Genomic DNA, 22,305 nt, shown 5'->3' with positions numbered 1-22,305 from the left:
CGGGCATGGCTCGCCCGCGTGATTCCGATGCCTCAGGCGGTTGCCTTGGCCATCACGTCTTCCAGCACCGCACAGGTTCGCGCGATCTCCGCCTCCCTCAGGGTCGGGTGACAGAGGAACATCAGGCTGGTCTCGCCAAGTTCACGCGCGACGGCCAGCGGTCGCTCGGGGCGCCAGCCGGTACCATCGAATGCCTTTTCCCGGTACACCTCCGAGCAGGAGCCGGAAAAGCACGGCACTCCGGCGGCATTGATCTCCGCCATGATGCGATCGCGGTCCCAGCCCGGCGCCAGCCGCTGCGGCTCGACGAAGACGTAGCACTTGTAGGCCGCATGTTCGCAATGGACGGGAATCTCGGGCACACGCAGCGCCTTGCAGTTGGCCGCGGCCTGCCAGATACGGCCGGCGTGGGCCTGTCGCGCCGCCTTCCAGCGGGACATGCGGTCGAGCTGGATGCGACCGATGGCGGCCTGCATCTCGGTGAGCCGCCAGTTGGTGCCGAAACTTTCGTGCAGCCAGCGAAAACCGGGCGGGTGCTCACGCTCGTAGACTGCCTCCCAGCTCTTGCCGTGATCCTTGAAGGCCCACATGCGCTGCCACAGCTCGGCATCGCTGGTAGTGACCATGCCGCCCTCGCCGCCGGTGGACATGATCTTGTCCTGACAGAACGACCAGCAGCCCACATGACCGATGCTGCCTACGCTGCGCCCGCGGTAGCGCGCGCCGTGGGCTTGAGCGCAGTCCTCGATCACGTACAGGTCGTGCTCCTCCGCCAGCGCCATCAGCTCGTCCATTTCACAGGGCCAGCCGGCCAGGTGAACGGCAACGATGGCCCGGGTACGCGGCGTGATCTTCTCGGCTACGCTGGCGGCGGTCACGTTCTGCGAATCGCGATCGACGTCGGCGAATACCGGCCTGGCCCCGGCCATGACGATGCTCGAGACTGATGCCAGGAAGGTGCGCGAGGTGACGATTACCTCGTCGTCAGGGCTCTCGCCGATGCCGAGCCCGTACAGGGCGAGGTCGAGCGCCACGGTACCGTTGGCCACGGCGATGGCGTATTCGCTGTCGGCGAAACGCCGGAATTCGCGCTCGAAGTCGCGACATTCGCTGCCGGTCCAGTAGTTGACCCGATTGGAAAGCAGCACGCGGGCCACCGCATCGGCCTCTTCCTGGGAGAAGGCCGGCCAGGGGGAAAAAGGTCCATTGAGCATTACGGTCTTCCTTGGGATGAAGGCAGGTTCAGGCGAAGTACGTTCGAGGTGTCGGAGAGAGGATCGGCACCAGCCTCAGCCGAGGATGGCGAAAGCGGACGCGCCGGCACCCCACCGACCACCTGGCGGTCACCGACGTCGGCGACCACTGCCGCTCCGGCGCCCACCATCACGCCTTCACCGATGTTCATGCCCTGGCGTACCGCGGCGCCGGCGCCGATCCAACTGGTACGCCCGATCTCGACGTCGCCGGCCACGTTGGCGCCCGGTGCGACATGCACACAGGCCGCCAGCCGGCAGTCGTGCCCCACGCTGGCGCAGGTGTTGACGATGCAACCTTCACCAAGCGAGGCAAAGGCGTTGATGACGGCCCCTGCCACCACCACGCAGCCGGGCCCCAGCTTGGCCAGAGGGCTGACCGTGGCGCGTGGATGCACCAACGAGACCACCCGGGCGCCATGGGCCAGCAATGCCTCGAGCTTGGCCTCGCGAATGCCGTTGTGGCCGATGGCCACGATCACCCCATCGAAACCGGGCAGATCGTGCAGCAGCATTGGCAGGGTGCCACGCACTTCCCAGTGCTCGTGCCGGGTCATGCGTGGCCAGGCATCGTCGTAGAAGGTCAGATCCTGCCAACCGCTCTGGATGGCAATGTCGGCCACGACCTTGCCATGACCGCTGGCACCGAGAATGGCCAGGCGACGGCGATTACTCATGAGGATTCCCTCCACGAAATCTGGGCATGGCGACATCGCCGTCGTGGGCGATGCCCTCGCGTACCAGCACCTTCTTCACGGTCAGCAGCAGGATGCGCAGGTCGAGCCACAGCGAGCGGTTGTCGACGTACCACACGTCGAGTTCGAACTTCTGTTCCCAGCTGAGCGCATTGCGGCCATTGATCTGAGCCCAGCCGGTCACCCCCGGACGCACCTCATGGCGGCGGGCCTGGCGAGGCGTATAGAGCGGCAGATACTCCATCAGCAGCGGACGCGGTCCAACCAGGCTCATGTCGCCCTTGAGCACATTCCACAGCTCCGGCAGCTCGTCGAGGCTGGTGGCCCGCAGCACGCTGCCCAGCCGGGTCATGCGCTGGGCGTTGGGCAGCGGCTGACCGCTGTCGTCCACCGCATCGAGCATGGTGCGGAACTTGACCATCTCGAAAGGACGTCCGTGGAGCCCCGGCCGGGTCTGCCGGAACAGCACCGGCGCACCGAGCTTGAGACGCACCAGCAGTGCCACGACCAGCATGACCGGGGAGAGCAGGATCAGAGCCAGCAGAGAAACCACGATATCGAACAGTCGCTTCATCGTTTTTCATCCATGACGTCGTTCATGATGTCGGCCAGACGCTCGGCCAGGATCCGGTAGTCGTAGACGGCTTCCATGTGCGCCCGCCCTGCCCGCCCCATGCGGGCCCGCTCCTCGGCCGGCAGCGCCGCCAGGCGCTTGATCGCCTCGGCCAGCACCAGCGGATCCTCCGGCGGCACCGTGATGCCCGCGCCGGCGTCGGCCACCGGGTCGTTGACCGCCGCCGAGGCGATGATCACCGGGCGGGACGCAGCCATGTAGTCGAACAGCTTGTTCATGCTGATACCGAAGCGATACAGCCTGGGCAGGTCGCGCACGGTAATGACGAAGGCGTCGGCCTCGCTGGCCAGGGCCGGAATCTCGCGCTTGGCCACCGGCGGCTCGAAGCTCACCCAGCGCCCGTCGAGCCCGAGCGAGCCGGCCTGACGTATCAGCGCCTGCTTGGCCGGTCCTTCGCCGATCAGGCGCAGTCGAACCGGCACGGCGTCACCGCTGGCATCCCGCTTGACGATCGCCATTGCCTCCAGCAAGTGCGAGAGTCCGTTGGCCTCGCCATGGCTGCCGAAATACATCAGCGTCAGCGGCACCTCGCGTGGCCGCGCAACCGGCGGACCGGGATCGGGAAAGTCGGCCAGGTCGACCCCGTTGGAGAGCCACTCCACGCGCTCCTTCGGCACGCCCAGCGGAGCGATGTAGTCCACCGCCCGGGGCAACAGGGTCAGCACGCGGCGGGCACGGCGATAGAGAAAGGTTTCCAGCGCGCGCAGCGCCCGGGTCAGCAGCGCCCCTTCGCGCAGGCGACCCATGTCGATCAGCGTCTGCGGCCACAGGTCGCGCACCTCGAACACGAACGGCACCCGGTGGCGACGAGCCAGCCACCAGCCCGCCAGGGCGGCGAAAGGGTGCACGCTAGAGCCGATGATCAGGTCGGGGCGCTCCAGCTCTGCCAGGCGCGAAGGCCGTACCGCCTGCCAGGCGTACTCCAGCATGTTCTTCATGCGTCCACCGCCATTGCCGCGGTAGCTGGAAGTGCGCAGCCACAGGAAGCGCACTTCACCGCAGTTTTCCACCCGCCAACGCTCATCCTCGTGGAGACGCTGCTCGCCGCTGGGGTGGTCGACGCTCGAGGCGATCAGCGTGGCGTGCCAGCCCTGGTCGGGTAAATGACGGGCCAGTTGATAGTGACGAGCGCCGCCGGCCGCACCGGGATGCTTGGCATAGTGATTCAGGATCCAGACGTGTTTCATGCCATCCTCAGTTAGCGGGAAAGAGATCAGCGGGAAAGAGTGAGGTAGGTGTCCAGCAGCTTGCGTTCCTCCTGCTGCCAGTTGTAACGCTCGGCGACGGCCCGCTGGCCGTTGCGTCCCATTTCCCGGGCGCGCTCGGGATGGGTCACGATGAAGTCGATGGCCTCGGCGATCGCCTCAGGGTCGAGAGGATCGACGCAGATGCCGCAGTCGCTGCCCTCGACGATCTCCCGCCACAGGGGGAAGTCGGAAGCGATCACCGGCAGGCCGGCGCTCATGTACTCGAACATCTTCACCGGCAAGGCATCGAGGTAGTTGATGATCGGATGCAGGGTCACCAACCCGGCGATGGAGCCGGCCATGACCCGGCGCACGCCGGCACGGTCGAGATAGCCATGTGCATCCACCCGTGCCCAGCCGGCATAGGTCATCACCTCCTGCTCAAGAGAGAGCTGCTTGAAATCGCCGGCGAGCTGCAGGCGACACTCCTGCTCGACCCTCTCCATGGCACGCACCAGTTCGCGTATGCCACGCACCTCGGCAATACCGCCGACATAACAGACGGCTGGCGCCTCGCCGACGGCGGCGGTCAGGCGTGCATCGGGCGCCCCGTCGAGTTCGCCCTGCATGGGAAAATTGTTGACGTCGACGACCTGGGGGTGGAACTCCTCGAAGCGGTCACGAATGTAGGGCGTTGCCGCCACCACCGCATCGAAGTGCCGGCACACCCGACGCTGGTAGGTCTCGACACCGCGGGACAGCACGTGCCGTGTGAACTTGTTCAGGTAGTGCTTGGCCAGCATCTGACGCGGCAAGTCTTCGTGGGCGTCGTAGACCACACACTTGCCCTGTCGCTTGAGGCGTCGCCCGACCGGCATCAGCTCGGGATCGTGCAGATGATAGATATCGGCATCCAGCTGCCTGGCCTGCTCGAGGACGCGCTGCGTGGTCTTGACCACGCGATTGAGGCGTCCGGGCAGCTTGCCTACGTCGACGATGGAGACGCCGTCCCGCTCCTCGTCTCCCTCGCCGTCGGCCACCACCAGCGTCACCGAATAGCCGGCTGCGGCCAGCGAGCGGCACTGCTTGTGAAAGATACGGGTATCAAAGCGCGGATGGGCGGAGGTCAGATGTACCACTTTCATTGTCGTTGCATCCTTGTGAATCCCTGGCAGCGTCATGCTGCCCCGGTGCGCCACGGCGAGTGCCGGTTGGCCCGGCCTGCTGCGTGGCATCACTGCTCTGTCGCTGACGCGAAGTGACCAGGGCATTGGCGAAGGCGCCCCAGCCCAGCGCGGGCAATGGCCAGAAAACCGGCTTGGCCAGTACGATCAGCAGCAGGCAGACGAAGTTGATGGAGAAGGCGAACACCCACCGGGCATCCCGCGCGCCGACGAAAAGCAGGCGATAGGTCGCGCCGACGAAGGCACTCACGGTAAGGCCGAGGTAGAGCACGAAGCCCAGCAGGCCGTAGTTGACCCAGGCCGAGATCATGCTGTGGGCATAGCCGCCGGTGATTTCGGGCGATCTGATGTGGCCGCCGAAGCGACCCAGCAAAGGGTTGGCCAGTATCTGCTCGCTGGCGCGCTGCCCCAGGTTCTGGCGCGCCAGCCAGGAACTGGTACCCGACAGGTCGAGCACCTGCAGCTGGCGACTCCCCGCCAGCGCCTCGAACTGGCTGACCACCAGGGCGATCAGGGCGGCGATGACGGCCAGCAGGGTCAGCATGTACTTGACGCTCATGCCCGCCCACAGCAGCAGCAGTACCAGCGTCAGCGCGAGGAAGGCATACAGCTCCGAGCGCGCCCCCAGCACGAACATGACGAAGGCCCCGAGCACGATCAGTCCGGCCCGTACCACGGCTCGCTCGCTGATCGCGATCAGGAACACCAGCAGCACCAGGGCGCTGCGCGCATAGCCCTGGTAGGTGGAGACGTTCTCGCCGCCCTCCTCGACCATGCGTCGGGCAAAGAACATCCACTGGCCGGTGGTCGCCACATGGAACAGCAGATAGCCGGCGATCAGTGCGAAGGCGAGCCAGAAGGCGCGTGCCAGCCGCGGGGAATCCAGCGGCACGCGGTACCCCATGATGAACAGCACCAGCCACAGCACCAGGGTCTCGATGGTCTGGATCAGCGCAGCACGCATGATGCCGCCCCCCACCAGGCCAAAGTTGACCAGTGCCCACAGCAGCACATAGGCGAAGAAGGCGAAGGTCAGCAGCGCATAACCCCGGGTCGCACTCAGCAGCACGTGGAGCTGGGAAGAGAGCAGCGCGCAGTAGACGACGAACAGCATCACCGACACCACGCCGAACAGACCGCCCAGCAGGGCCGGGATCATCCCCATCGCCACCAGGGTGTGATAGAGGATGAACCCAGGGAAGAGCACGAAGAAACCCAGCGCCGACACACGCTTGGTCAGGGCATCACCGGAAAGGATCATGAGCGTTACCCCGGATACTCAAGCATCCAGCACGCGCTGGTAGAGTGCCCGCTGGGCCGACGTGGTCAGCTCCGAGTTGTGCCACAGCAGAGTGAAGGTTCCCCCCACCGCACGGCAGCGGGCCTTGAGCCGGCTGAAGCACTCGAAGGCCTCATCGCCCACGCCGAGCCCAAGGTAGAGCGGTGAGATCACCGAGGCCTCCATGGCAATGAGCGGGCGGATACGCAGCGGCAGCGGCTCGCCCTTGACCGGATCGAAAGCGGGATACTCGAAGCAGGTGCCGCAGCGGAACCCGGGCGCTTCGGCATAACCCAGCGTGGTGTCGTAATCGAGTTCCGCCTGAACGTAACCCTGCAGTGTCAGCGGCATCTGCCAGCGCAGATAGTGCATGCGACCGCCCCACTGCTCCTGCTCGATCCCCTCTTCGGCACATACCCGGCGCAGGCGCTCGGCTTCGTTGGCCAGCTCCTTGGGGTTGCGGAAGGTGTGATAGCTGGGATGCAGGCCGATCTCGTGACCGCGCTCGTGTATCTGCCGCATCAAGTGGCGCATGGCCGGATGCTCCGGCTCGTAGTCGGCGTCCTTGCGCGGGTCGGTGCGTCCGCAAATGAAGTAGAAGGCACTGGTCAGGTCGTGTCGCTCGGAAACGTCCATCAGCCAGGCGAAGGTATTGAGCGGGTCCAGCGGGTGCAGCCGACGCCGGGTGCGCAGGCGCACCCATGGCGCTACCAGCAGCGCCTGCGGTCGACGGTTGCGCAGCACGTCGCCGGCGATCACTCGCGCCAGACGCACGTCATGGGCAAAGCCATAGCGGCTGGGGCGGTCGACGTCGTGGGTCGGGCGCTGAGTGAAGCAGTGCTGGCGCAACACCGCCCGGGGCCATTGGCAGCGAATCACCTGACCCAGCACGGCCAGCCATTCATCCACCACGGGCCGCTCGATGTAGCCGTGGCGGCCAGCATGGGAGGCGCTGGCAGGGAAACGGCAATGTCGGTCGAGTACCTGGGCATCGACCTCCTCCTGGCGCGACAGCATCCAGAAGGTCAGACCGAGAATGTCGTAGTGAATCGCCAGGCCGCCCGTCATGGGCTCCACGAGGGGGCGCGGCAGGCTGGCCGCTCCCGGTGCCGGCAGCGGCATGTCCAGCGGGGCGCTGAAACCTTCGCTTGCCGCATCCCACTGGGTATGGGGCAGCTCCACGCCGCTCAGATAAAACCCGGGCTGCAAGCGGTCGAACAGAATGTGGCCTGGCTCGCCGACGTGGCGCAGGTGAAGCCGCTCGGGGCCGTCGCGTTCCAGGCGCAGCGGCAGGCCGAAACGCTCGTGCAGAACCTGCTCCAGCCAGGCCAGTACCGGTTCGCCAGCAGTAGCGGCGGCAGACGAATCTTCCGGCAGACGCGCGGCTTCCAGCGCGGCCCCCTGCCGTGCCCGGGAACTCCGGTCGTAGAGTGCGGTCATCTCGTTCACTTGGATTCCCTCTTCATCATTGTGCGGGCCGTGACGTATGCCTCACGGGCCAACTGACGGATCCCTCGTCGACTGATCGAGTAGTGGCACACCAGTCGTCCACCCCAGGCCTCCTTCATCTCCGCCACCGGTGCAATGTTGGCGCCGATGAAATCGAAGACACTGCACCCCTGGCGATCGAAGAAATCCAGCGCTTCCTCGGCCACCAGGTTGTTCACGCCATCCTTCATGGCCTCGGTCTTCATGCCGGCCGACCAGGCCAGGGCATGGCCGCCCGGTTGGAACAGGCAGACCCGGGTACCCATCGCCTCGCCCTCGGCATTGCGCGCCAGGAAGCAGACGAAGTGCTCGGGTCCCATCAGCTCGGCCAGACTCGTCAGCTCCGCAACGTCGAGGCGATAGTCGAAGCCCTTGCGCGCTTCCGGACCGGCCAGGCATGCGGCCACCGCGGCGTAGTCCTCGGTCACCTCGCAGCGATAGCCGAGCCGGCGGCACTTGCGCGCCTTCTTGCGAGCGCTGGGATCTATGGCCTCCTCCCGGGTGGCGATGTCGAGGTGGTAGGTGTACCGGGGCCGCGCCGCCATGTTGGCCCACTCGAACGGGCGCACGTCGTCCGCCACCGAGGAGAGCGACAGGCTGCCGCCGAATTCGCACTGCTCCAGGTGTTCCGCCAGCCGCGTCAGCGCCAGCCGCTTGCGCCGGTTGCGCGAGGCAGGCCGTTCACTGGCGCAGTGGAAGTCGATCGGCAGATGCGGGTTGCGCGGCGGCGTCACCAGACGCCCCTGCCGGTTGCGATAGAGCACCGTCTCGAGGCGCCAGGCGTCACCCTTCTCGGGCGTGAGTACCAAGGGCTCGGCGCTCAGCTTCCAGCGCTGTTCGTTGAAGCGGATCCATCCAGGATGAAACAAAGGATCGTTGCTCATGTACGGCTTTCCTTTTCGTACGCAGCCTAAGGCCCGGTCTTGAGCGATGCGGCAGGTGCCGCGGCTTCGCGATAGTCCTCGTCGAAGTCGCAGACCAGGTAGAAGCGCTGCCCGCCAGTTGCCGCATCGTGATAACGCTCGACGATGCGAAAACCGAGACGCATGCTTGGCTTGAGTGACGCGATGTTGTCGGCAGTGATACGTGCGGAGTAACCGCGCACGCCGTGGTCGCGAAAATGCAGGATGGCGCTGCGCCGCAGCTCGGTGGCGAGCCCACGGCCACGGTGAGCCGGATGCACCCCGCTGAAGCTCGAGTGCACCCTGCCCTCGGCCAGATCACGAGGCGTGAAGCCATAGAAGGCCGCCCCTACCACGCGCCCCTCGATGTCCAGGGCCACCACACCGAGGCGGTCGCCCGCCAGGCGATAGAGCCAGCGTCGGGGCAGATCGAGGGGCTTGCCGTCATGCAGTTCGGCATACAGCGACAACGCTTCAGCCAGATACACCCGCTTCATGCCGCAGAGCCGGTAGGCCCCGTGGCAGCGCAGAGGAACGGCCCGGTAACGGCGAACCTGGATGAGATTGCGACCGAGCAGGCCAGCCGAGGCCAGGCCGACGCGCAGGTATCGGGTCAACGCATGGAACGCCATGGCTCAGCCGAACCTCTCGAGGAACATCTGAGCCGCCACCCCGTTGTGGGAGTAACCCTCGGAGCGCAGACGCTCGAAGGTCTCAGGCGGAAAGCGCCCGGTGGATGCCAGCGTATTGCCCTGGGCCAGGCCGGGAACCATACGCTTGAGCAGACGCTTCATGTGCCTGCCGGGGCCGCGACGGAAAGCATCCAGCCGGCTCAGCCGGGCCCGCATGCTCTGCCGCGACTGCTGAGACGCGTTGCCCAGTGGCGCCCTGTGCCCACTGACCTCAGTGAAGAGATTCTCGACGAAGGTGACATACCCGGAGCGACGCTCCAGCCAGTGCCGCGGCACCGCTTGCCAGAAGGCCATGAAGTCCCGCTCGTAGAGCGGCATCCACCAGTCATGGCCGTAGAACTCGAAGCAGCGCACCGAATTGATGATGAATTTGGCCTGTCGCTCCTGCCAGCCGAAGAGGATGAACTGACGAATGAACTCGTCGGGGTCCAGCGCCTCGTCCAGGGTGTAGTCCTGTGCCAGGCGGGGCAGTACGCGCTCCTCGAAGAGCGCCTTGCCCTCCTCGCTCGCGTTGAGCAGGAAGTGCCGCTGGCGAATCGCCTCACTCAGCTCGCCGGCCTCCATCAGCCGTCCCGCGCGCTTGGCCTCGAACACGCTCGACAGCAGAAAGCCCGTCACACAGCAGTGGCCGGGCACGAACAGCGATCCCGGCTCGACCTTGTCCTGCTCGGTCAGCAGCTTCACGGCCAACCAGTCCTGCATGTTGGCAATGGCGTTCCAGCCTGAGGCCCACTGCTGATACCGCCAGTACTCCTCGCTGTCGGCTACGCCGCTCCAGGCCGACTGGCTGTACTCGACGAAGGTCCAGGGCAGGCCCAGGCTACGTGCCACCTCACGGCTCACCTTGGCTTCGCGATTGTCGCGATGACCGTAGGCATAGGTGAGCACCTTGGGGTACTCACAGCGCGCCAGCAGTGTGGCGATGAGCCGTGAGTCGTAACCGCCGCTCAGGGGCACGACGATGGTGCGCCCGCCCGCCATCCTGACCATTTGCTCGCAGGCCTCGTCGACCACCTCCTCGAGCCGGATCAAGCGCCGGTTGTCATCACGGTCCGACATGCCGTAGTACTGAAAGCGGAAGTAGCGCTCCAACGAGAGGGTCAGGCCGAGGTCGGAATCGTTGACGATCAGCGCTTCGCCGGCGCGCAGCTGCTTGACGCGGCGAAACAGGGTATCGCCACCGGTCACGTAGCCGGCCAGCTCGAAATCGGCCCTGGCATCCGCATCGATCCGCTCTTCCCCGACCTGCTGGCGGACCCAGTCGGCATCGTCGCTGAGAAAGACGTTGCCGGCATCCACCCCATAGAACAGCGGGATCGAGCGTACGCGGTCCACGGCCGCCACCAGGTGATTGCCGACCTGGCGCACCATGGCGTAGAACCCGCTGAGATCGCTCATGCGCTTGCGCCAGCTGGCTACTCCCTCCACCTGATCGAGCTGCTTGACCGCTCCGCCGGGAGACAGACAATGGCCGTTCAGCCAGGCAGCGCCCCGTACGAAACCGCGGCCTCCCGAGATCTCGCACTCCTGCCAGCGGGGGGAAGTGAAGTGACACTGTATCGAACTCATTGGTACGCCTTACGGAACAGAAGGAGATAACGAATTCCCACCAGAGCGGAGCTGAGCAGCAGCGCGGCACCCCAGGGCAGCCAGACCGGCCCCAGCGTCTCGACGACGACCAGCGGCGCCAGCAGGGCCAGACTCATCAGCAGCGCGGTCAGCGTGGACAGTGCCAGGCTGACCGGTCGATTGCCGGTGAGCCGGGCAATCCAGGCGAGAAAGCCGATCCAGCACAGGGCACTGCCCAATGAGAACAGCGCCACCGTCAGCAGCAGGTCGTTGGCCGCCGCACCAGTGGCGATGGCCGCCACCCGCACGACGAGCAGAACGGTCTGGAAGATCAGCCCTTGCCCCTGACGCTCGAGCACCGTGAACAGATGGCTCAGCGGTGAGGTGATGAACACCATGTAGAGCCAGGGCGCCATCCAGCGGGCGAACTCGCCCGCCTCGCGCCAGCGCTCGCCGAACACCAGTGCGAACAGCTCCGGCCCGCTCAGCACGAGAACGATGGCCGCCGGCATGGCAAGCTGGGCCAGCACGCCATGCACCCTGGCGACCAGCGCCCCCAGCTCGCCGCGGCGATGCGCCTCGGCGGCACTGGCAAAGAACACCTTGCCTATGGCTTCGCCGATCAACGTCATGGGCATGGCCAACACACGGTGCGCCAGGGCGTAGAGCCCCGCCGCCACCGGGCTGAACAGGGCCGCGAACAGCAGCGGCGGCAACTGTTTGCCCAAGGTGTTGAACAGACCCGACCAGGTGGAGAACAGCGGAAACTTGCAGTAGCGCCGTGCCACCGCCCACACCTCTCTCGGTGTGACGCCGTGCTGGCGCACCGCGCGCAGCGCCGGCCGCGCCAACGTCAGCGTGCCTGCCCCCTGGCCCGCGGCATGACCGAGCAGCAGCCCGGCCCCACCCATCGGGCTGGCCAAGAGCTGAATGGTCAGCAGCGCCAGGGACTGCTTGATCCGGGTCGCGGCAATGGTCGAGAAGGCACGCGTGCGCACCGCCCAGTGGCTGACGGCCTGATAACCGCCGGCAAAGGCCACACCCAGCGGCAACAACCACAGCCACGGCGCCAACGCAGGTACGCCCAACAGCTCGGCCAATCCCCTGCCACCCAGCGCCACCAGCAGCAGCGACACCATGGTGGTCAAGCACACCACCAGCAGGCTGAGCGCCAGCACCGCCGACGCCTCGCGCTCGGTTTCGGGCAGCGGAATCGCCAGCTGGTAGCGACCGCTGGCAACCACGGTAAAGAGCGCCAGCAAACCTCCGTACACCGCCAGCAGGCCGAAATCCTCCGGCGCGTAGAGGCGGGTCAACAGCGGCGCGGCAAGCAGCGTCAACAGCTGCGCCCCTGCCGTGCCCCCTACCAGCACACTGACGCCACGGGCGAAGGCATGGGTCGGCAGTAGCTTCCTTGCCGGTACGACGAGCCGATTCAGCACGTGATCTCTCTCCCTGACCGACGGCTCACGCCACCGCCTCTGCCAACGCCGCGACGATGCGCTGCTGATCCTCGGCCGTGAGGTACGGATGCATCGGCAGGCTGATCACGCGGCGCGACGCCCGGTTGCCGATCGGCAGGTCGACGCCCGGGTCGGCCACCGCCGGCTGCTTGTTGAGCGGAATCGGATAGTGCACGGCGGTAGGTATGCCGGCCTCGGCCAGACGCGCGATCACCACTTCGCGATCGTCGACCTCCACCGTGTACTGGGCGTAGGCGCTGGTGTTGTAGGGCGCCACATGGGGCACCGTGAAACCATGGTGCTGCAGCAGGCGACCATAGCGCTCGGCTACTTGCTCCCTGAGCAGCAGCTCCTCGTCGAGGATGTCGAGCTTGGGCAGCAGGATGGCGGCCTGCAGCGTATCCAGCCGGCTGTTGATGCCGATTCTGACGTGGTAATAGCGCCGCCCCTGGCCGTGTCTCGCGATCTGGCGCAGCACCGTGGCCAGCTCGTCATCGTCGGTGAACAGCGCGCCACCGTCGCCATAGCAGCCCAACGGCTTGCTGGGGAAGAACGAGGTGGTGGCAATGCTCGACAGGCTGCAGGAGCGCCGTCCGCGATAGGTGGCACCGAAGCTCTGGGCGCCATCCTCGATCACCGGGATACCGTGGCGGGCGGCGATCTCGTTGATGGCGTCCATGTCGGCACACTGGCCATACAGCGACACCGGAATGATCGCACGGGTGCGCGGCGTGATCGCCGCCTCGAGCTTCTCGGGATCGAGCAGGTAGGTGCGCGGGTCGACATCCACGTAGACCGGACGCGCGCCCAGCAGCGCGACCGTTTCGGCGGTGGCAATGTAGGTGAACCCGGGAGTGATCACCTCGTCGCCGGGCGCAATCCCCAGCGCCATCTGCGCGATCTGCAGCGCATCGGTGCCGTTGGCGCAGGTGATGCAGTGGCGCACACCGACGTAATCGGCCAGCCTCGCCTCGAGCTCATCCACTTCCGGGCCGAGAATGTACTTGCCATGCTCGAGCACATTACGGATGCCGGCGTTGATGCGCTCACGAATACGCACCTGCTGGGCCTTGAGGTCGATGAATTCCATGCGTCCGTTGTCCTTCACGCGTCCGTTGTCCTTAACGGTAGATGGGGCATCCTGCTGCGCCGGGAGACAGGTGAGCGTGCCGCCTTGCAGCCGGTAGCGATCGCCGGTGTGCGGACACACCGCTTCACCCTCACCTTCCAACGGCAGCTCCAGGCGTTCGCCATGGCGGCTCATCCAGCCCTGCTGACGGGCCGGCACGCCCAGCATCAGGGCGAAGTCGGGCACATCGCGGTTGACTACCGCCCCCGCCCCGACGAAGGCGTAGCGGCCGATGGTCACGCCACAGACGATGGTGCAGTTGGCGCCCAGGGTCGCCCCTTCACGCACCAGGGTGTCGCGATACTCACTCTTGCGCTCGACCTGCGAGCGCGGGTTGTAGACGTTGGTGAAGACCATGCTGGGGCCACAGAAGACGCCCGCCTCGAGAGTGACGTTGTCGTACACCGACACGTTGTTCTGCACCCGGCAACCGTCGCCGATGACCACGCGATTGCCGACGAAGACGTTCTGCCCCAGCGACACGCCGCGGCCGATGCGAGCCCCACTGCATACGTGGACGAAGTGCCAGACATAGGACGACTCACCGATCTGCGCTCCCTCATCGACGATTGCACTGGAGTGAATCTGCACGCCGGGGTAACGGTTCTCTTGTGCTTGAGTCTGCATGGCACACCTCACATCAGATGGCGCTTGAGGCAGGGGTGCGCTTCACCGCGCACCGGCATTTCCGGCACCGCGTTGCGAATGGTATCGACGGTTTCGATGCAGTGACGGGCGCTGTCAAGGCCAAAGCCGCGACCGGCCAGGATCTCCTGATAGGACACGGTGTGGAGGTCGGTGAAGCCACCCGAGAACTCGATCTCACGCCCTTCGCAGAGGATCGAACGGTAGGTGCGCTGTTCGCCCTGCACGCTGCTCGGCAGGTCGTTGCTGTCGATCGAGAGGAACCAGCGCACCCGCGCCTTGCGGTACTCCAGGTAACCCGCGGCGCGCTGCTCGTCCAGGTAGTGCACCACGTTGCGCTCGAGATCGCCGAACACGTAATGCAGCATGTCGAAGAAGTGCACGCCGATATTGGTCGCTACGCCGAAGGACTTGCGCGGATCGCCCTTCCAGCTTTCGTGGTACCACTTGCCACGCGAGGTGATGTAGGTGAGCTCGACGTCGTACTTGTCGTCACGGGGCGTGGTGGCCACCCGCTCCTTGAGTTCGAGAATGGCCGGATGGTGGCGCAGCTGCAGGATGTTGAACACGCGGCGCCCGGTCTCCTTCTCCACCTTCTCCAGCTCGTCGAGCAGCGCCGGCGTGGGCACCAGCGGCTTCTCGCAGATCACGTTGCAGCCCAGTCGCAGGCCGGCGGCGATGTGGGCGTGGTGCAGATGGTTGGGCGAGCACACAGAGACGTAGTCGAGCGCCGTGTAAGGGTCACGCTTGCGCTGCCAGGCGCTCTCGATGAAGCGTTCGAACTCGGTGAAGAACTCGCTCTCCGGCGATATCGAATCGATGATGCCGACGGAGTCATTGACGTCGTAGGCCATGGCCAGGTGGTTGCCGGTTTCCTTGATGGCCTTCATGTGGCGCGGGGCGATGTAGCCGGCAGCACCGATCAGAGCGAAGTATTTCATGGCGTTTACCTGTGGGTTGGACATGGATCAGGCCTTGATCACCCGCTCATCGCTCTCGCCGCGGTAGATCCCGCGGGTGTCGACGATCAGACGGGCATGGGCACGGATCATGTCGTAGTCGAAGCGATCATGGTCGGTGGCAAGGATCACGGCGTCGTACTCGGCCAGCGCAGCCGGCGACAGCGGTACGCTCTCGAGATCGAAGTGATGCTCACGCATGGGCGGGAAGGACGGCACGTGGGGGTCGCTGTAGGCCACTTCAGCGCCTCGGTCGCGGATGCGCTCCATGATGAATACCGACGGCGACTCGCGCATGTCGTCGACGTTTTTCTTGTAGGCAATGCCGAGTACCAGTACGCGACTGCCCTTCAGCGCCTTGCCGCGCTGATTGAGCCCTTCGATCAGCTTGTTCACCACGTAGTCGGGCATGGCCTGGTTGATCTCGCCAGACAGCTCGATGAAACGGGTGTGCAGGCCGTATTCCCGGGCCTTCCAGGTCAAATAGAAGGGATCGATGGGAATGCAGTGCCCACCCAGCCCCGGTCCGGGGTAATAGGGGGTGAAGCCGAACGGCTTGGTGGCGGCGGCATCCACCACTTCGAAGATGTCGATGCCCATACGGTCGGCGACGATCTTCATCTCGTTGACCAGGCCGATGTTCACCGCACGATGAATGTTCTCGAGCAGCTTGGTCATCTCGGCGGCCCGGGTTGAGCTCAGCGGCACCACCTGATCGATGGCGGGACGATAGAGCGCCACCCCCACCTCACGACAGGCCGGTGTGTGCCCGCCCACTACCTTGGGGATGGTGCGGGTCTCGAAGTCGGGGTTGCCCGGGTCCTCGCGCTCCGGCGAATAGACCAGGAACAGCGATACACCGACCTCGAGCTCACCCTCTTCTACGCGGGGCAGCAGCTCCTCTTCGGTGGTGCCGGGATAGGTGGTGCTCTCCAGCGAGATCACCTGGCCTTCACGCAAGTGCGCCTTGAGCGCATCGACGGTGTTGATCACGAAGCTGATGTCGGGCTCGCGATACTTGTTGAGCGGCGTAGGAACGCACAGGATCACGGCGTCGGCCTCAGCCACGCGGGAGAAGTCCGCGGTGGCTTCGAAGCCGGTATCCCTGGCCTGGGCGATCCGCTCGCTGGAGATGTGCTCGATGTAGCTGCGCCCGGCGTTGAGCTTCTCGACCTTGCCTGCATCGATGTCGATGCCCAGCACTCGGTAGCCGATCTCGTTGTAGCGCAACATCAGGGGGAGCCCCACATAGCCGAGCCCGACGATCCCGATCACGGCATCCTTGCTCTCGAGCCGGCCAATCAGACGATCTTTGATAATGGTCATGACGCTTCCATGATTTTCGAGTGGTAGTGATCGGCGCTCGCGCCGGCCGCGCGAACGTCGCGACACCTCGGCCTTACGCCAGGAACGGCCCGCCGCCGCGGGCCCGGACAGAGACCCGCACGCAGCCGGCGCTCAGGTCTGGGTGGTCTTGTAGGCGTAGTGGTAGTAGCCATAGCCGTAGCTGGTGGCGGCCTTGCGCTCGATGGCGTTGAGAATCCCGCCCTTGACCGTTACGCCGCTGCTCTCGAGGCGCCGGATGGCAACATCGACCTCGCGCGGCGGGTTGAGGCCGAAGCGCGCCACCATCAGGCTGGTGCCACAGCGGTGGCCGATGATGGCGGCATCGGTCACGGCGAGAACGGGCGGGGTGTCCACGATCACCAGATCGAAGCGCTCGCTCAACGCATCGAGCAGCTGGCCGAAGCGCTCGCTCATCAACAGCTCGGCGGGGTTGGGAGGCGCCTTGCCGCGAGCCACATAGCTCAGCCCGTTGATCGGCGACTGGCGTATCACCTCGTCGAGCTCGGCCTTGGCGGCCAGCACCTCGGAGAGCCCGCCCTTGCTGTCGGCATTGAAAGCGGTGTGCACATGGCCCTTGCGCATGTCTGCATCGAGCACCAGCACACGCTGACCGCCCTGGGCAATCACCGCCCCCAGATTGACGCTGATGAAGCTCTTGCCGATGTTGGGGCTCGGCCCGGTGATCATCAGCCGGTTGTCGGCGGCCTCGAGCATGGCGAAATGCAGTGAAGTACGCAGTCCACGCAGGGCCTCGACGGCGGTGTCGTCGGGCGCATTCTGTGCCAGCACCCCACAGGCCACGCTGCGCCCACGACGCCGATGATTGCGCTTGACCCTGCGCACCAGCTTCTGCTGGTCGTCGGACAGCGGCACGGTGGCGTACACCGGCAGACCCAGATCCTCCAACTGGTCGGCGCTCTCCACGCCACGATTGAGGATGCTGCGAACGATGACGAAGGCCACCGCCAGGAAACCGCCCACCAAGGTGATCATCACCACCGTCACCGGCTTACGCGGCTCCACCGGCCCCGGCTGCGCCACGGCATCGTCGAGAATGCGCACGTTGCCCACCGTGCTGGCCTTGGTGATGCTCATCTCCTGGATCTTGTTGAGCAGCTGCACGTAGACCTGCTGGGTGACTTCCACGTCCCGCGACATGCGCAGGATCTGCTGCTGGGTTTCCGGCAGCGCATGAATGCGCTCGTTGAGCCGCTCGCGGTCACGCTCCAGGTTGTTGCGCTTTTCCATCATCGCCGCATATAGCGGGTGCGAGGAGTTGTAGCGCCGACTCAGCTCGGCCTGCTCCATTTCCAGCTCACTAAGTCGCGAATCGAGGTCCACCACCCGGTCCAGCACCGAGCGCGTCTCGATGTTGAGATCGACGCTCTCGTGCTCCATGCGGAAGGCGTTGAGAGCATCCTCGGCCCGCGCCAGGTCGGTACGTACCTCCGGCACCTGCTCTTCGAGAAAGATCAGGCTCTGCTCGGCCTCGGCGCTCTGCCGCTCGACGTTCTGGGTCAGATAGATCTGACCGATCACACTCAGGGTGCGCTGAGCACGGCGGGGGTCTTCGTCCAGCAGCGTCATGTTGAACACGCCGCTGTCACGACCGCGCTGGTTGACGCTGAAACGACCGCGCAGCTGGTTGATGGCGGCTAGACGGGTACGTCGCACCACAGTGAACTCTGCCCCTTCGGCGGCCTCCAGCTCCGCAACACGCAGCTCGACGGCGTCGTCAGCGAAGTGCTCCGTCGCACCGACACGGCCTTCGCCAAGCAGCGAGTCGCCGTGGTACAGGCGATAGCTGCCGCCTTCGCCTGCCACCAGGCGCATCGCCCGCCCCAGCCACTCATCATCGACCCGCAGCTCACCGACGTTGAGATATTCGCCGGCCCACACACTGCGCCGGGAGAATCCGGGCCGCTCCATGCCGCGCCGCACCAGAAAGTCGCCGACGAACGGAAAGCGCGCGGGTGTCACGGAAATGTCGAGTCGCTCCTGATCGACAGCCTGACCCAGCACCATGCGCGAGCGCAGGATCTCGAGCTCGGCGTCGGCCTTGGGCTCGTCGCCGAGAAAAGAACGCACCTCGGCCAGCGGGTTGCTGAGCCCGGTCTTGCCCTCCACCTGCACGAGGGCATCGGCACGATAGATCGGGGTGGCCAGTTGTACGTGGATCACGGCGGCCACGGCGAACAGCGCCGTCACCAGCATGATCAGCCACTTGTTGTCGAGCAGGACGCCAAGCAGCCTACCCAGATCGATATCGTCATAGCCCGGGCGCGAGCCCGCCTTGCTCTCTTTCACCATCATGGAATCCCTGGTGTGAAGGTGGTCGTTCGCGTCAGCCTCGCGGGACTGTCTAGACGGACTAGCCAGGTGGACTAGCCAGACGGGCCTGCCACAGACGAGCCGCCTCGGTAAGCTGACGATGTACGCGCTCGAAGACCTCTTCGTTCCTGCGATAAGGATCGGGGATGTCGTCCCCATCACCCTCCATGCCGGGCAGCCAGCGCCCGAAGCGCATGGTCTTGCCGGTGGCAAAGGGAAAGCGCTCGGCGATGGCGAGGCGCTGCCCCTCGCTCATCACCAGAATCAGGTCGGCCTGCCTGACCATCTCGGCATCGATCTGACGTGCGCGGTGCGCGGAGAGATCGAGCCCATCGGCTTCGGCCAGCCGCGCAGCGGTAGCATCGGCCGGGTGACCGACCAGCGCCCCCAGACCGGCGGAAGCGACACGATGCCCCGGCAATGCCTGGGCGAGCAGCGCCTCCCCCACCGGACTGCGACAGATGTTGCCGGTACACACCACGAGAAGGTCCTGAAACATCACTGCTCCTGTTTTCTGCTGCCCTATTCGCCGATCCGTTCCAGCTCACGCCCGGTACGGGTGGTCTGGTAGATGCTGCTGACGGTGGGCAGGATCTGACGCACCACGCGGTTCCAACGTCCCAGCGGCGTCGTCGTCACGTAAATCACGTCGGTGGGCTCGAGAGCGAACTCCGCGCCCAGCATCAGCGCCGTGGCATTGCGAGCATCGAGCTGATACACCGTGGCCAGCTTGTCGCTCTCCTCCGGCGCCCGGCGAATGACGAAGATGCCCGAGGCGTTGGCATTGCCCTCGTTGATACCGCCGGCCTCGGACAGCGCATCGGTCAAGGTCAACCGATTTGCCCCCATCGACAGGCTCCGCGGCTCGCGCACCTCGCCCATGACATAGACCTTCTGGTCGCTGTTGTCGGGAACGTGCAAAACGTCGCCGGCCCGTAGCAGCAGGTTCTGGTCGAGCCGGCCGCGATTGAGCATCTCGTGCAGCGAAAGGCGGATCTCTTCTCCATTCCGGGTCAGCAGCACGTCATGCCAGTTGGCGCGGTCCGCCAGACCGCCGGACTGACTGATGGCATCGAGCACGGTCAGCGGCACGTTGCGGATCGGCAGTGGGCCGGGGTCGGCGACCGCACCGGTCACGTTGACCCGCTGCGAGTTGTACTGGGCCACCTGCACTTCGACCTGCGGCATGGCCACATAGGGCTCGAGGCCACGGGCAATGACGTCACGCACCTCCCGCACCGTGCGCCCCTCCACGGGGATCCGGCCGATGAAGGGATAGAAGATGGTGCCGTCACTGTGTACGGTGTTGCCCGATTCGGCGGCACTGCGCTCCCCGCCGGCAGGGATGGTCAGCTCCGGATGACCATAGACGATGACGGTGAGCACATCGCCCTTGCCGATGTAGTAGTCGTAACCATCGATGTCCTGCTGCAGCGACTCACTGACCCTGCCGAAATCTTCGACTTGCTGACGCTCCTGCCGCAGCGCGCGCACCAGGCCGAAGGTGATCGGCTCGATATCGACCAGATCGTCGATGGGCGCTGCGTCCGTGCGGTAGTCGATGTGGCCACCGGGGGCAAAGGCGCAGCCACCCATGAGCAGCACGCCACAAGACAAGAGCACGCGGCTCATTCGCGTTCGCAAGGAATAATGCTTCATTGAGTGTTCTCGCATGGCCCAGTTAACCCGCCCTGCCCATTTGACTTTTATTTGACTCAAAACTGTCTCTTTAATGGGTCTCTATATGTCTCTTATTTTATTCACGCCGCGTCTCCATTCGGTGACACAAAGCAGAACAAAATATTTACAACCCCCCACCCCCAACCTCTCCATATGACGGCTTTCCACGACACGACATGTCTAATTTTTGCGACAGCTTCAATCTTGAGTTGTCGTCAATATCCTACAAGACAGCACCATAATTACTTACAACAAACTATATTTTGTCTGACAAGAGAGCCGAGCTCTTATCACGAATCCTCAGGCACGCTACCGCCACGAAGTCGAATGGAAATCTCCGAAACCATTTCAAATCACTGATTTTAAAACAAAAAAATCCTGCTGCGCAGAACCGCAACACAATGGCAACTTGAGAAGTCAGGATGAGGGGGAGGGGTCTTCTCATCCATGTAAGACACCACTCAAGTGAGGCTAGAATACCTCGTTTTTTTGACTTGTCATCACCCACAAGCCATTTTATACATTTTTTTACATGTGTTACATAACCAGCAACGGATGATAAAGCTTGGTTTCTTCAATCACCCGAGGTATTGCGTTATTTGTTTCTCACTATATCCTTAACGTCCAGCGCAGCCAGGACTCACCGGCTAATTCCCATTAAGCCCGTTGAATTGCCTGCTCTCGCAGGCAGGCCGGACAGTCCATCCCATTTTTATTGACGGGGTGCGCTCTCCGGCCATTCGCCCCGCCGGAAGAGTCCGGCGCAACAAAGGAGAAGAACCCTATGCACTCACTGAAGATGGCCAGGCATCATGCCGCCGCCCTGGCGGGCGTGGCCTTGCTCGCCCTTGCGCCTTTGGCGCTGGCGCAGCAGGCCACGTTGCCGCAAGGCACCCAGGGGGCTCCTGGCAACTCGGCCAACACACCTGCACCGGCCGCCGTTGCCAGCGGCGGGCTCGCTACCGGCCGTGGAGCGGCCGGGGCAGCCCCGGGCAATTCCGGCCAGGCGCTTGCCGGCGCCGTGAATCGCGGTGCTGCCGGCATCGGCGTGGTGATTGCCGCCGGCACAGGTACCGGAACCGGAACGGCTACCGGGACCCGCTGATGGGCCGACACAGACGGTACCGAGACTCTCGTGTGCCGAACCAGGACCGCCGTCAGGCGGTCCTGCTTCGATGCTCGTGCTGGGCAGGCATGCTGATGAGCCTGACGGCCTGCGCTCAAGGCCAGCTCTCGCCATTGGGTGAGACACTGCTGGGCAATCAGCCGGCCCGAGACCTGGCGGAACGCGCGGAAGCCCTGCCCTACGCGTCGCTGGTAGCGAAACAGCAAGGCAATCGGGCGCTGCTGATCATGGCGCACCGCACCGGTGAGCACGGACGGGACACCTACTGGCAGGCGGGCGACCGCGCCACGCTGCATCTGCGTGACGGCTTGCCCGTCAGCACGGCCGGCTTTGGGGAGGTGCTGCTGGGGCGGTGGCAATCCGCCGGCGATGCTCCGCAGCACTACCGGGTGCACGCTCACTGGCAGGACCACCACGGCCGGGAGTGGCAGGACGTGGCACAAGCAACGCTCGACTGCGAGCCGCCCGAGCCCGTCGAGATGCCACTGACTCGAATCACACTCGAGCGCTGCACGGAGCGACTCGACTGGCAGGGCAGCAACACGAGTAGCCGCGGGGTGTTCTGGCGCCAGCCGGGAACCCGGTGGATCTGGGGGGGTGACATGACGCTCTGGCCAAAGGGTCAACGGCTGCAGTGGCAGGTAGCACGGCCCTGGTGGAGCGATGCCGAGAACACTGCGAGCGAAGCCGAGCAGATGACCCTGTTCAACGACGATGCATCGCCGTGACGAAGAGAACGAGC

At 64.9% G+C, this 22,305-nt stretch carries 19 protein-coding genes and 1 pseudogene; 2 read left to right on the top strand and 18 right to left on the bottom strand.

What is annotated here, in order from left to right:
- Positions 1-32: 32 nt before the first annotated feature.
- The 18 genes and pseudogenes from HOP58_RS16280 to HOP58_RS16195 all read right to left on the bottom strand — a co-directional run bounded on the left by HOP58_RS16280 (position 33) and on the right by HOP58_RS16195 (position 20,389).
- Positions 33-1,214, bottom strand: coding sequence for a DegT/DnrJ/EryC1/StrS aminotransferase family protein (locus HOP58_RS16280; RefSeq protein WP_234260895.1), 1,182 nt, complete (start codon positions 1,212-1,214; stop codon positions 33-35).
- The gene (locus HOP58_RS16275) at positions 1,214-1,930 is read right to left on the bottom strand and encodes an acetyltransferase (protein WP_010628659.1); all 717 of its coding nucleotides are present in this window, start codon (positions 1,928-1,930) and stop codon (positions 1,214-1,216) included. The genes HOP58_RS16280 and HOP58_RS16275 overlap by 1 nt, the downstream gene beginning before the upstream one ends.
- A complete protein-coding gene (locus tag HOP58_RS16270) occupies positions 1,923-2,522 on the bottom strand; it encodes a sugar transferase (protein ID WP_234260894.1) in 600 nt (199 codons plus the stop codon). The genes HOP58_RS16275 and HOP58_RS16270 overlap by 8 nt, the downstream gene beginning before the upstream one ends.
- Positions 2,519-3,769: a glycosyltransferase family 4 protein gene (locus HOP58_RS16265; protein WP_010628661.1), complete on the bottom strand. Its 1,251-nt coding sequence runs from the start codon at positions 3,767-3,769 to the stop codon at positions 2,519-2,521. The genes HOP58_RS16270 and HOP58_RS16265 overlap by 4 nt, the downstream gene beginning before the upstream one ends.
- Positions 3,770-3,795: 26 nt before the next feature.
- The gene (locus HOP58_RS16260) at positions 3,796-4,914 is read right to left on the bottom strand and encodes a glycosyltransferase family 4 protein (protein ID WP_234260893.1); all 1,119 of its coding nucleotides are present in this window, start codon (positions 4,912-4,914) and stop codon (positions 3,796-3,798) included.
- On the bottom strand, positions 4,874-6,214 hold the full coding sequence (locus tag HOP58_RS16255) for a hypothetical protein (protein WP_234260892.1): 1,341 nt from the start codon (positions 6,212-6,214) through the stop codon (positions 4,874-4,876). The genes HOP58_RS16260 and HOP58_RS16255 overlap by 41 nt, the downstream gene beginning before the upstream one ends.
- 18 nt (positions 6,215-6,232) lie before the next feature.
- Positions 6,233-7,672, bottom strand: a complete 1,440-nt coding sequence (locus HOP58_RS16250; protein WP_234260929.1) for a polysaccharide deacetylase family protein — start codon at positions 7,670-7,672, stop codon at positions 6,233-6,235.
- Between the two features lie 5 nt (positions 7,673-7,677).
- Complete coding sequence (locus HOP58_RS16245) at positions 7,678-8,604, bottom strand: GNAT family N-acetyltransferase (RefSeq protein ID WP_010628665.1); 927 nt, start codon at positions 8,602-8,604, stop codon at positions 7,678-7,680.
- 26 nt (positions 8,605-8,630) lie between these two features.
- Positions 8,631-9,254 carry a GNAT family N-acetyltransferase gene (locus tag HOP58_RS16240; RefSeq protein WP_010628666.1) on the bottom strand — a complete coding sequence of 208 codons (624 nt, stop codon included), beginning with the start codon at positions 9,252-9,254 and terminating at the stop codon, positions 8,631-8,633.
- Positions 9,255-9,257: 3 nt separating this feature from the next.
- Positions 9,258-10,883, bottom strand: a complete 1,626-nt coding sequence (locus HOP58_RS16235; RefSeq protein ID WP_234260891.1) for an asparagine synthase-related protein — start codon at positions 10,881-10,883, stop codon at positions 9,258-9,260.
- Positions 10,880-12,325, bottom strand: a complete 1,446-nt coding sequence (locus HOP58_RS16230) for a lipopolysaccharide biosynthesis protein (protein WP_234260890.1) — start codon at positions 12,323-12,325, stop codon at positions 10,880-10,882. The genes HOP58_RS16235 and HOP58_RS16230 overlap by 4 nt, the downstream gene beginning before the upstream one ends.
- Before the next feature lie 25 nt (positions 12,326-12,350).
- Positions 12,351-13,526 carry a DegT/DnrJ/EryC1/StrS family aminotransferase gene (locus HOP58_RS16225; protein WP_346657477.1) on the bottom strand — a complete coding sequence of 392 codons (1,176 nt, stop codon included), beginning with the start codon at positions 13,524-13,526 and terminating at the stop codon, positions 12,351-12,353.
- Positions 13,506-14,102 (bottom strand): annotated as a pseudogene (locus HOP58_RS16220) (acyltransferase); the annotation flags it as partial. The pseudogene HOP58_RS16220 and the gene HOP58_RS16225, both read right to left, overlap by 21 nt.
- A gap of 8 nt (positions 14,103-14,110) precedes the next feature.
- The gene (locus HOP58_RS16215; RefSeq protein ID WP_234254072.1) at positions 14,111-15,061 is read right to left on the bottom strand and encodes a Gfo/Idh/MocA family oxidoreductase; all 951 of its coding nucleotides are present in this window, start codon (positions 15,059-15,061) and stop codon (positions 14,111-14,113) included.
- A 27-nt stretch (positions 15,062-15,088) separates the two neighbouring features.
- Positions 15,089-16,405 (bottom strand): nucleotide sugar dehydrogenase, encoded by a 1,317-nt coding sequence (locus HOP58_RS16210; protein WP_010628671.1) that lies wholly within the window; start codon positions 16,403-16,405, stop codon positions 15,089-15,091.
- Positions 16,406-16,537: 132 nt separating this feature from the next.
- On the bottom strand, positions 16,538-18,736 hold the full coding sequence (locus HOP58_RS16205) for a polysaccharide biosynthesis tyrosine autokinase (RefSeq protein ID WP_234260889.1): 2,199 nt from the start codon (positions 18,734-18,736) through the stop codon (positions 16,538-16,540).
- A 61-nt stretch (positions 18,737-18,797) separates the two neighbouring features.
- Positions 18,798-19,256: a low molecular weight protein-tyrosine-phosphatase gene (locus HOP58_RS16200; protein WP_234254074.1), complete on the bottom strand. Its 459-nt coding sequence runs from the start codon at positions 19,254-19,256 to the stop codon at positions 18,798-18,800.
- Between the two features lie 23 nt (positions 19,257-19,279).
- A complete protein-coding gene (locus HOP58_RS16195) occupies positions 19,280-20,389 on the bottom strand; it encodes a polysaccharide export protein (RefSeq protein WP_234260888.1) in 1,110 nt (369 codons plus the stop codon).
- 832 nt (positions 20,390-21,221) lie between these two features.
- Here HOP58_RS16195 and HOP58_RS16190 point away from each other — a divergent pair.
- Both HOP58_RS16190 and HOP58_RS16185 read left to right on the top strand, forming a co-directional pair.
- Entirely contained in the window at positions 21,222-21,542 is a 321-nt protein-coding gene (locus HOP58_RS16190) for a hypothetical protein (protein WP_234260887.1), read from the top strand.
- Between the two features lie 95 nt (positions 21,543-21,637).
- Positions 21,638-22,291: a YjbF family lipoprotein gene (locus tag HOP58_RS16185; protein WP_234260886.1), complete on the top strand. Its 654-nt coding sequence runs from the start codon at positions 21,638-21,640 to the stop codon at positions 22,289-22,291.
- Positions 22,292-22,305: the final 14 nt, after the last annotated feature.

Origin of the sequence: Halomonas sp. MCCC 1A11062 (assembly GCF_021404355.1) — a bacterium.
Classification (GTDB): domain Bacteria; phylum Pseudomonadota; class Gammaproteobacteria; order Pseudomonadales; family Halomonadaceae; genus Halomonas; species Halomonas aerodenitrificans.
This window is presented reverse-complemented; position numbering and strand designations above follow the sequence as displayed.

Excerpts from the sequence above, each read along its gene's own strand:
- HOP58_RS16270 (WP_234260894.1), bottom strand. The coding sequence starts at position 2,522 with ATGAAGCGACTGTTCGATATCGTGGTTTCTCTGCTGGCTCTGATCCTG.
- HOP58_RS16275 (WP_010628659.1), bottom strand. The coding sequence starts at position 1,930 with ATGAGTAATCGCCGTCGCCTGGCCATTCTCGGTGCCAGCGGTCATGGC.
- HOP58_RS16265 (WP_010628661.1), bottom strand. The coding sequence starts at position 3,769 with ATGAAACACGTCTGGATCCTGAATCACTATGCCAAGCATCCCGGTGCG.
- HOP58_RS16210 (WP_010628671.1), bottom strand. The coding sequence starts at position 16,405 with ATGACCATTATCAAAGATCGTCTGATTGGCCGGCTCGAGAGCAAGGAT.
- HOP58_RS16215 (WP_234254072.1), bottom strand. The coding sequence starts at position 15,061 with ATGAAATACTTCGCTCTGATCGGTGCTGCCGGCTACATCGCCCCGCGC.
- HOP58_RS16190 (WP_234260887.1), top strand. The coding sequence starts at position 21,222 with ATGCACTCACTGAAGATGGCCAGGCATCATGCCGCCGCCCTGGCGGGC.
- HOP58_RS16280 (WP_234260895.1), bottom strand. The coding sequence starts at position 1,214 with ATGCTCAATGGACCTTTTTCCCCCTGGCCGGCCTTCTCCCAGGAAGAG.
- HOP58_RS16185 (WP_234260886.1), top strand. The coding sequence starts at position 21,638 with ATGAGCCTGACGGCCTGCGCTCAAGGCCAGCTCTCGCCATTGGGTGAG.
- HOP58_RS16245 (WP_010628665.1), bottom strand. The coding sequence starts at position 8,604 with ATGAGCAACGATCCTTTGTTTCATCCTGGATGGATCCGCTTCAACGAA.
- HOP58_RS16205 (WP_234260889.1), bottom strand. The coding sequence starts at position 18,736 with ATGGTGAAAGAGAGCAAGGCGGGCTCGCGCCCGGGCTATGACGATATC.
- HOP58_RS16255 (WP_234260892.1), bottom strand. The coding sequence starts at position 6,214 with ATGATCCTTTCCGGTGATGCCCTGACCAAGCGTGTGTCGGCGCTGGGT.
- HOP58_RS16235 (WP_234260891.1), bottom strand. The coding sequence starts at position 10,883 with ATGAGTTCGATACAGTGTCACTTCACTTCCCCCCGCTGGCAGGAGTGC.
- HOP58_RS16195 (WP_234260888.1), bottom strand. The coding sequence starts at position 20,389 with ATGAGCCGCGTGCTCTTGTCTTGTGGCGTGCTGCTCATGGGTGGCTGC.
- HOP58_RS16260 (WP_234260893.1), bottom strand. The coding sequence starts at position 4,914 with ATGAAAGTGGTACATCTGACCTCCGCCCATCCGCGCTTTGATACCCGT.
- HOP58_RS16200 (WP_234254074.1), bottom strand. The coding sequence starts at position 19,256 with ATGTTTCAGGACCTTCTCGTGGTGTGTACCGGCAACATCTGTCGCAGT.
- HOP58_RS16240 (WP_010628666.1), bottom strand. The coding sequence starts at position 9,254 with ATGGCGTTCCATGCGTTGACCCGATACCTGCGCGTCGGCCTGGCCTCG.
- HOP58_RS16250 (WP_234260929.1), bottom strand. The coding sequence starts at position 7,672 with ATGACCGCACTCTACGACCGGAGTTCCCGGGCACGGCAGGGGGCCGCG.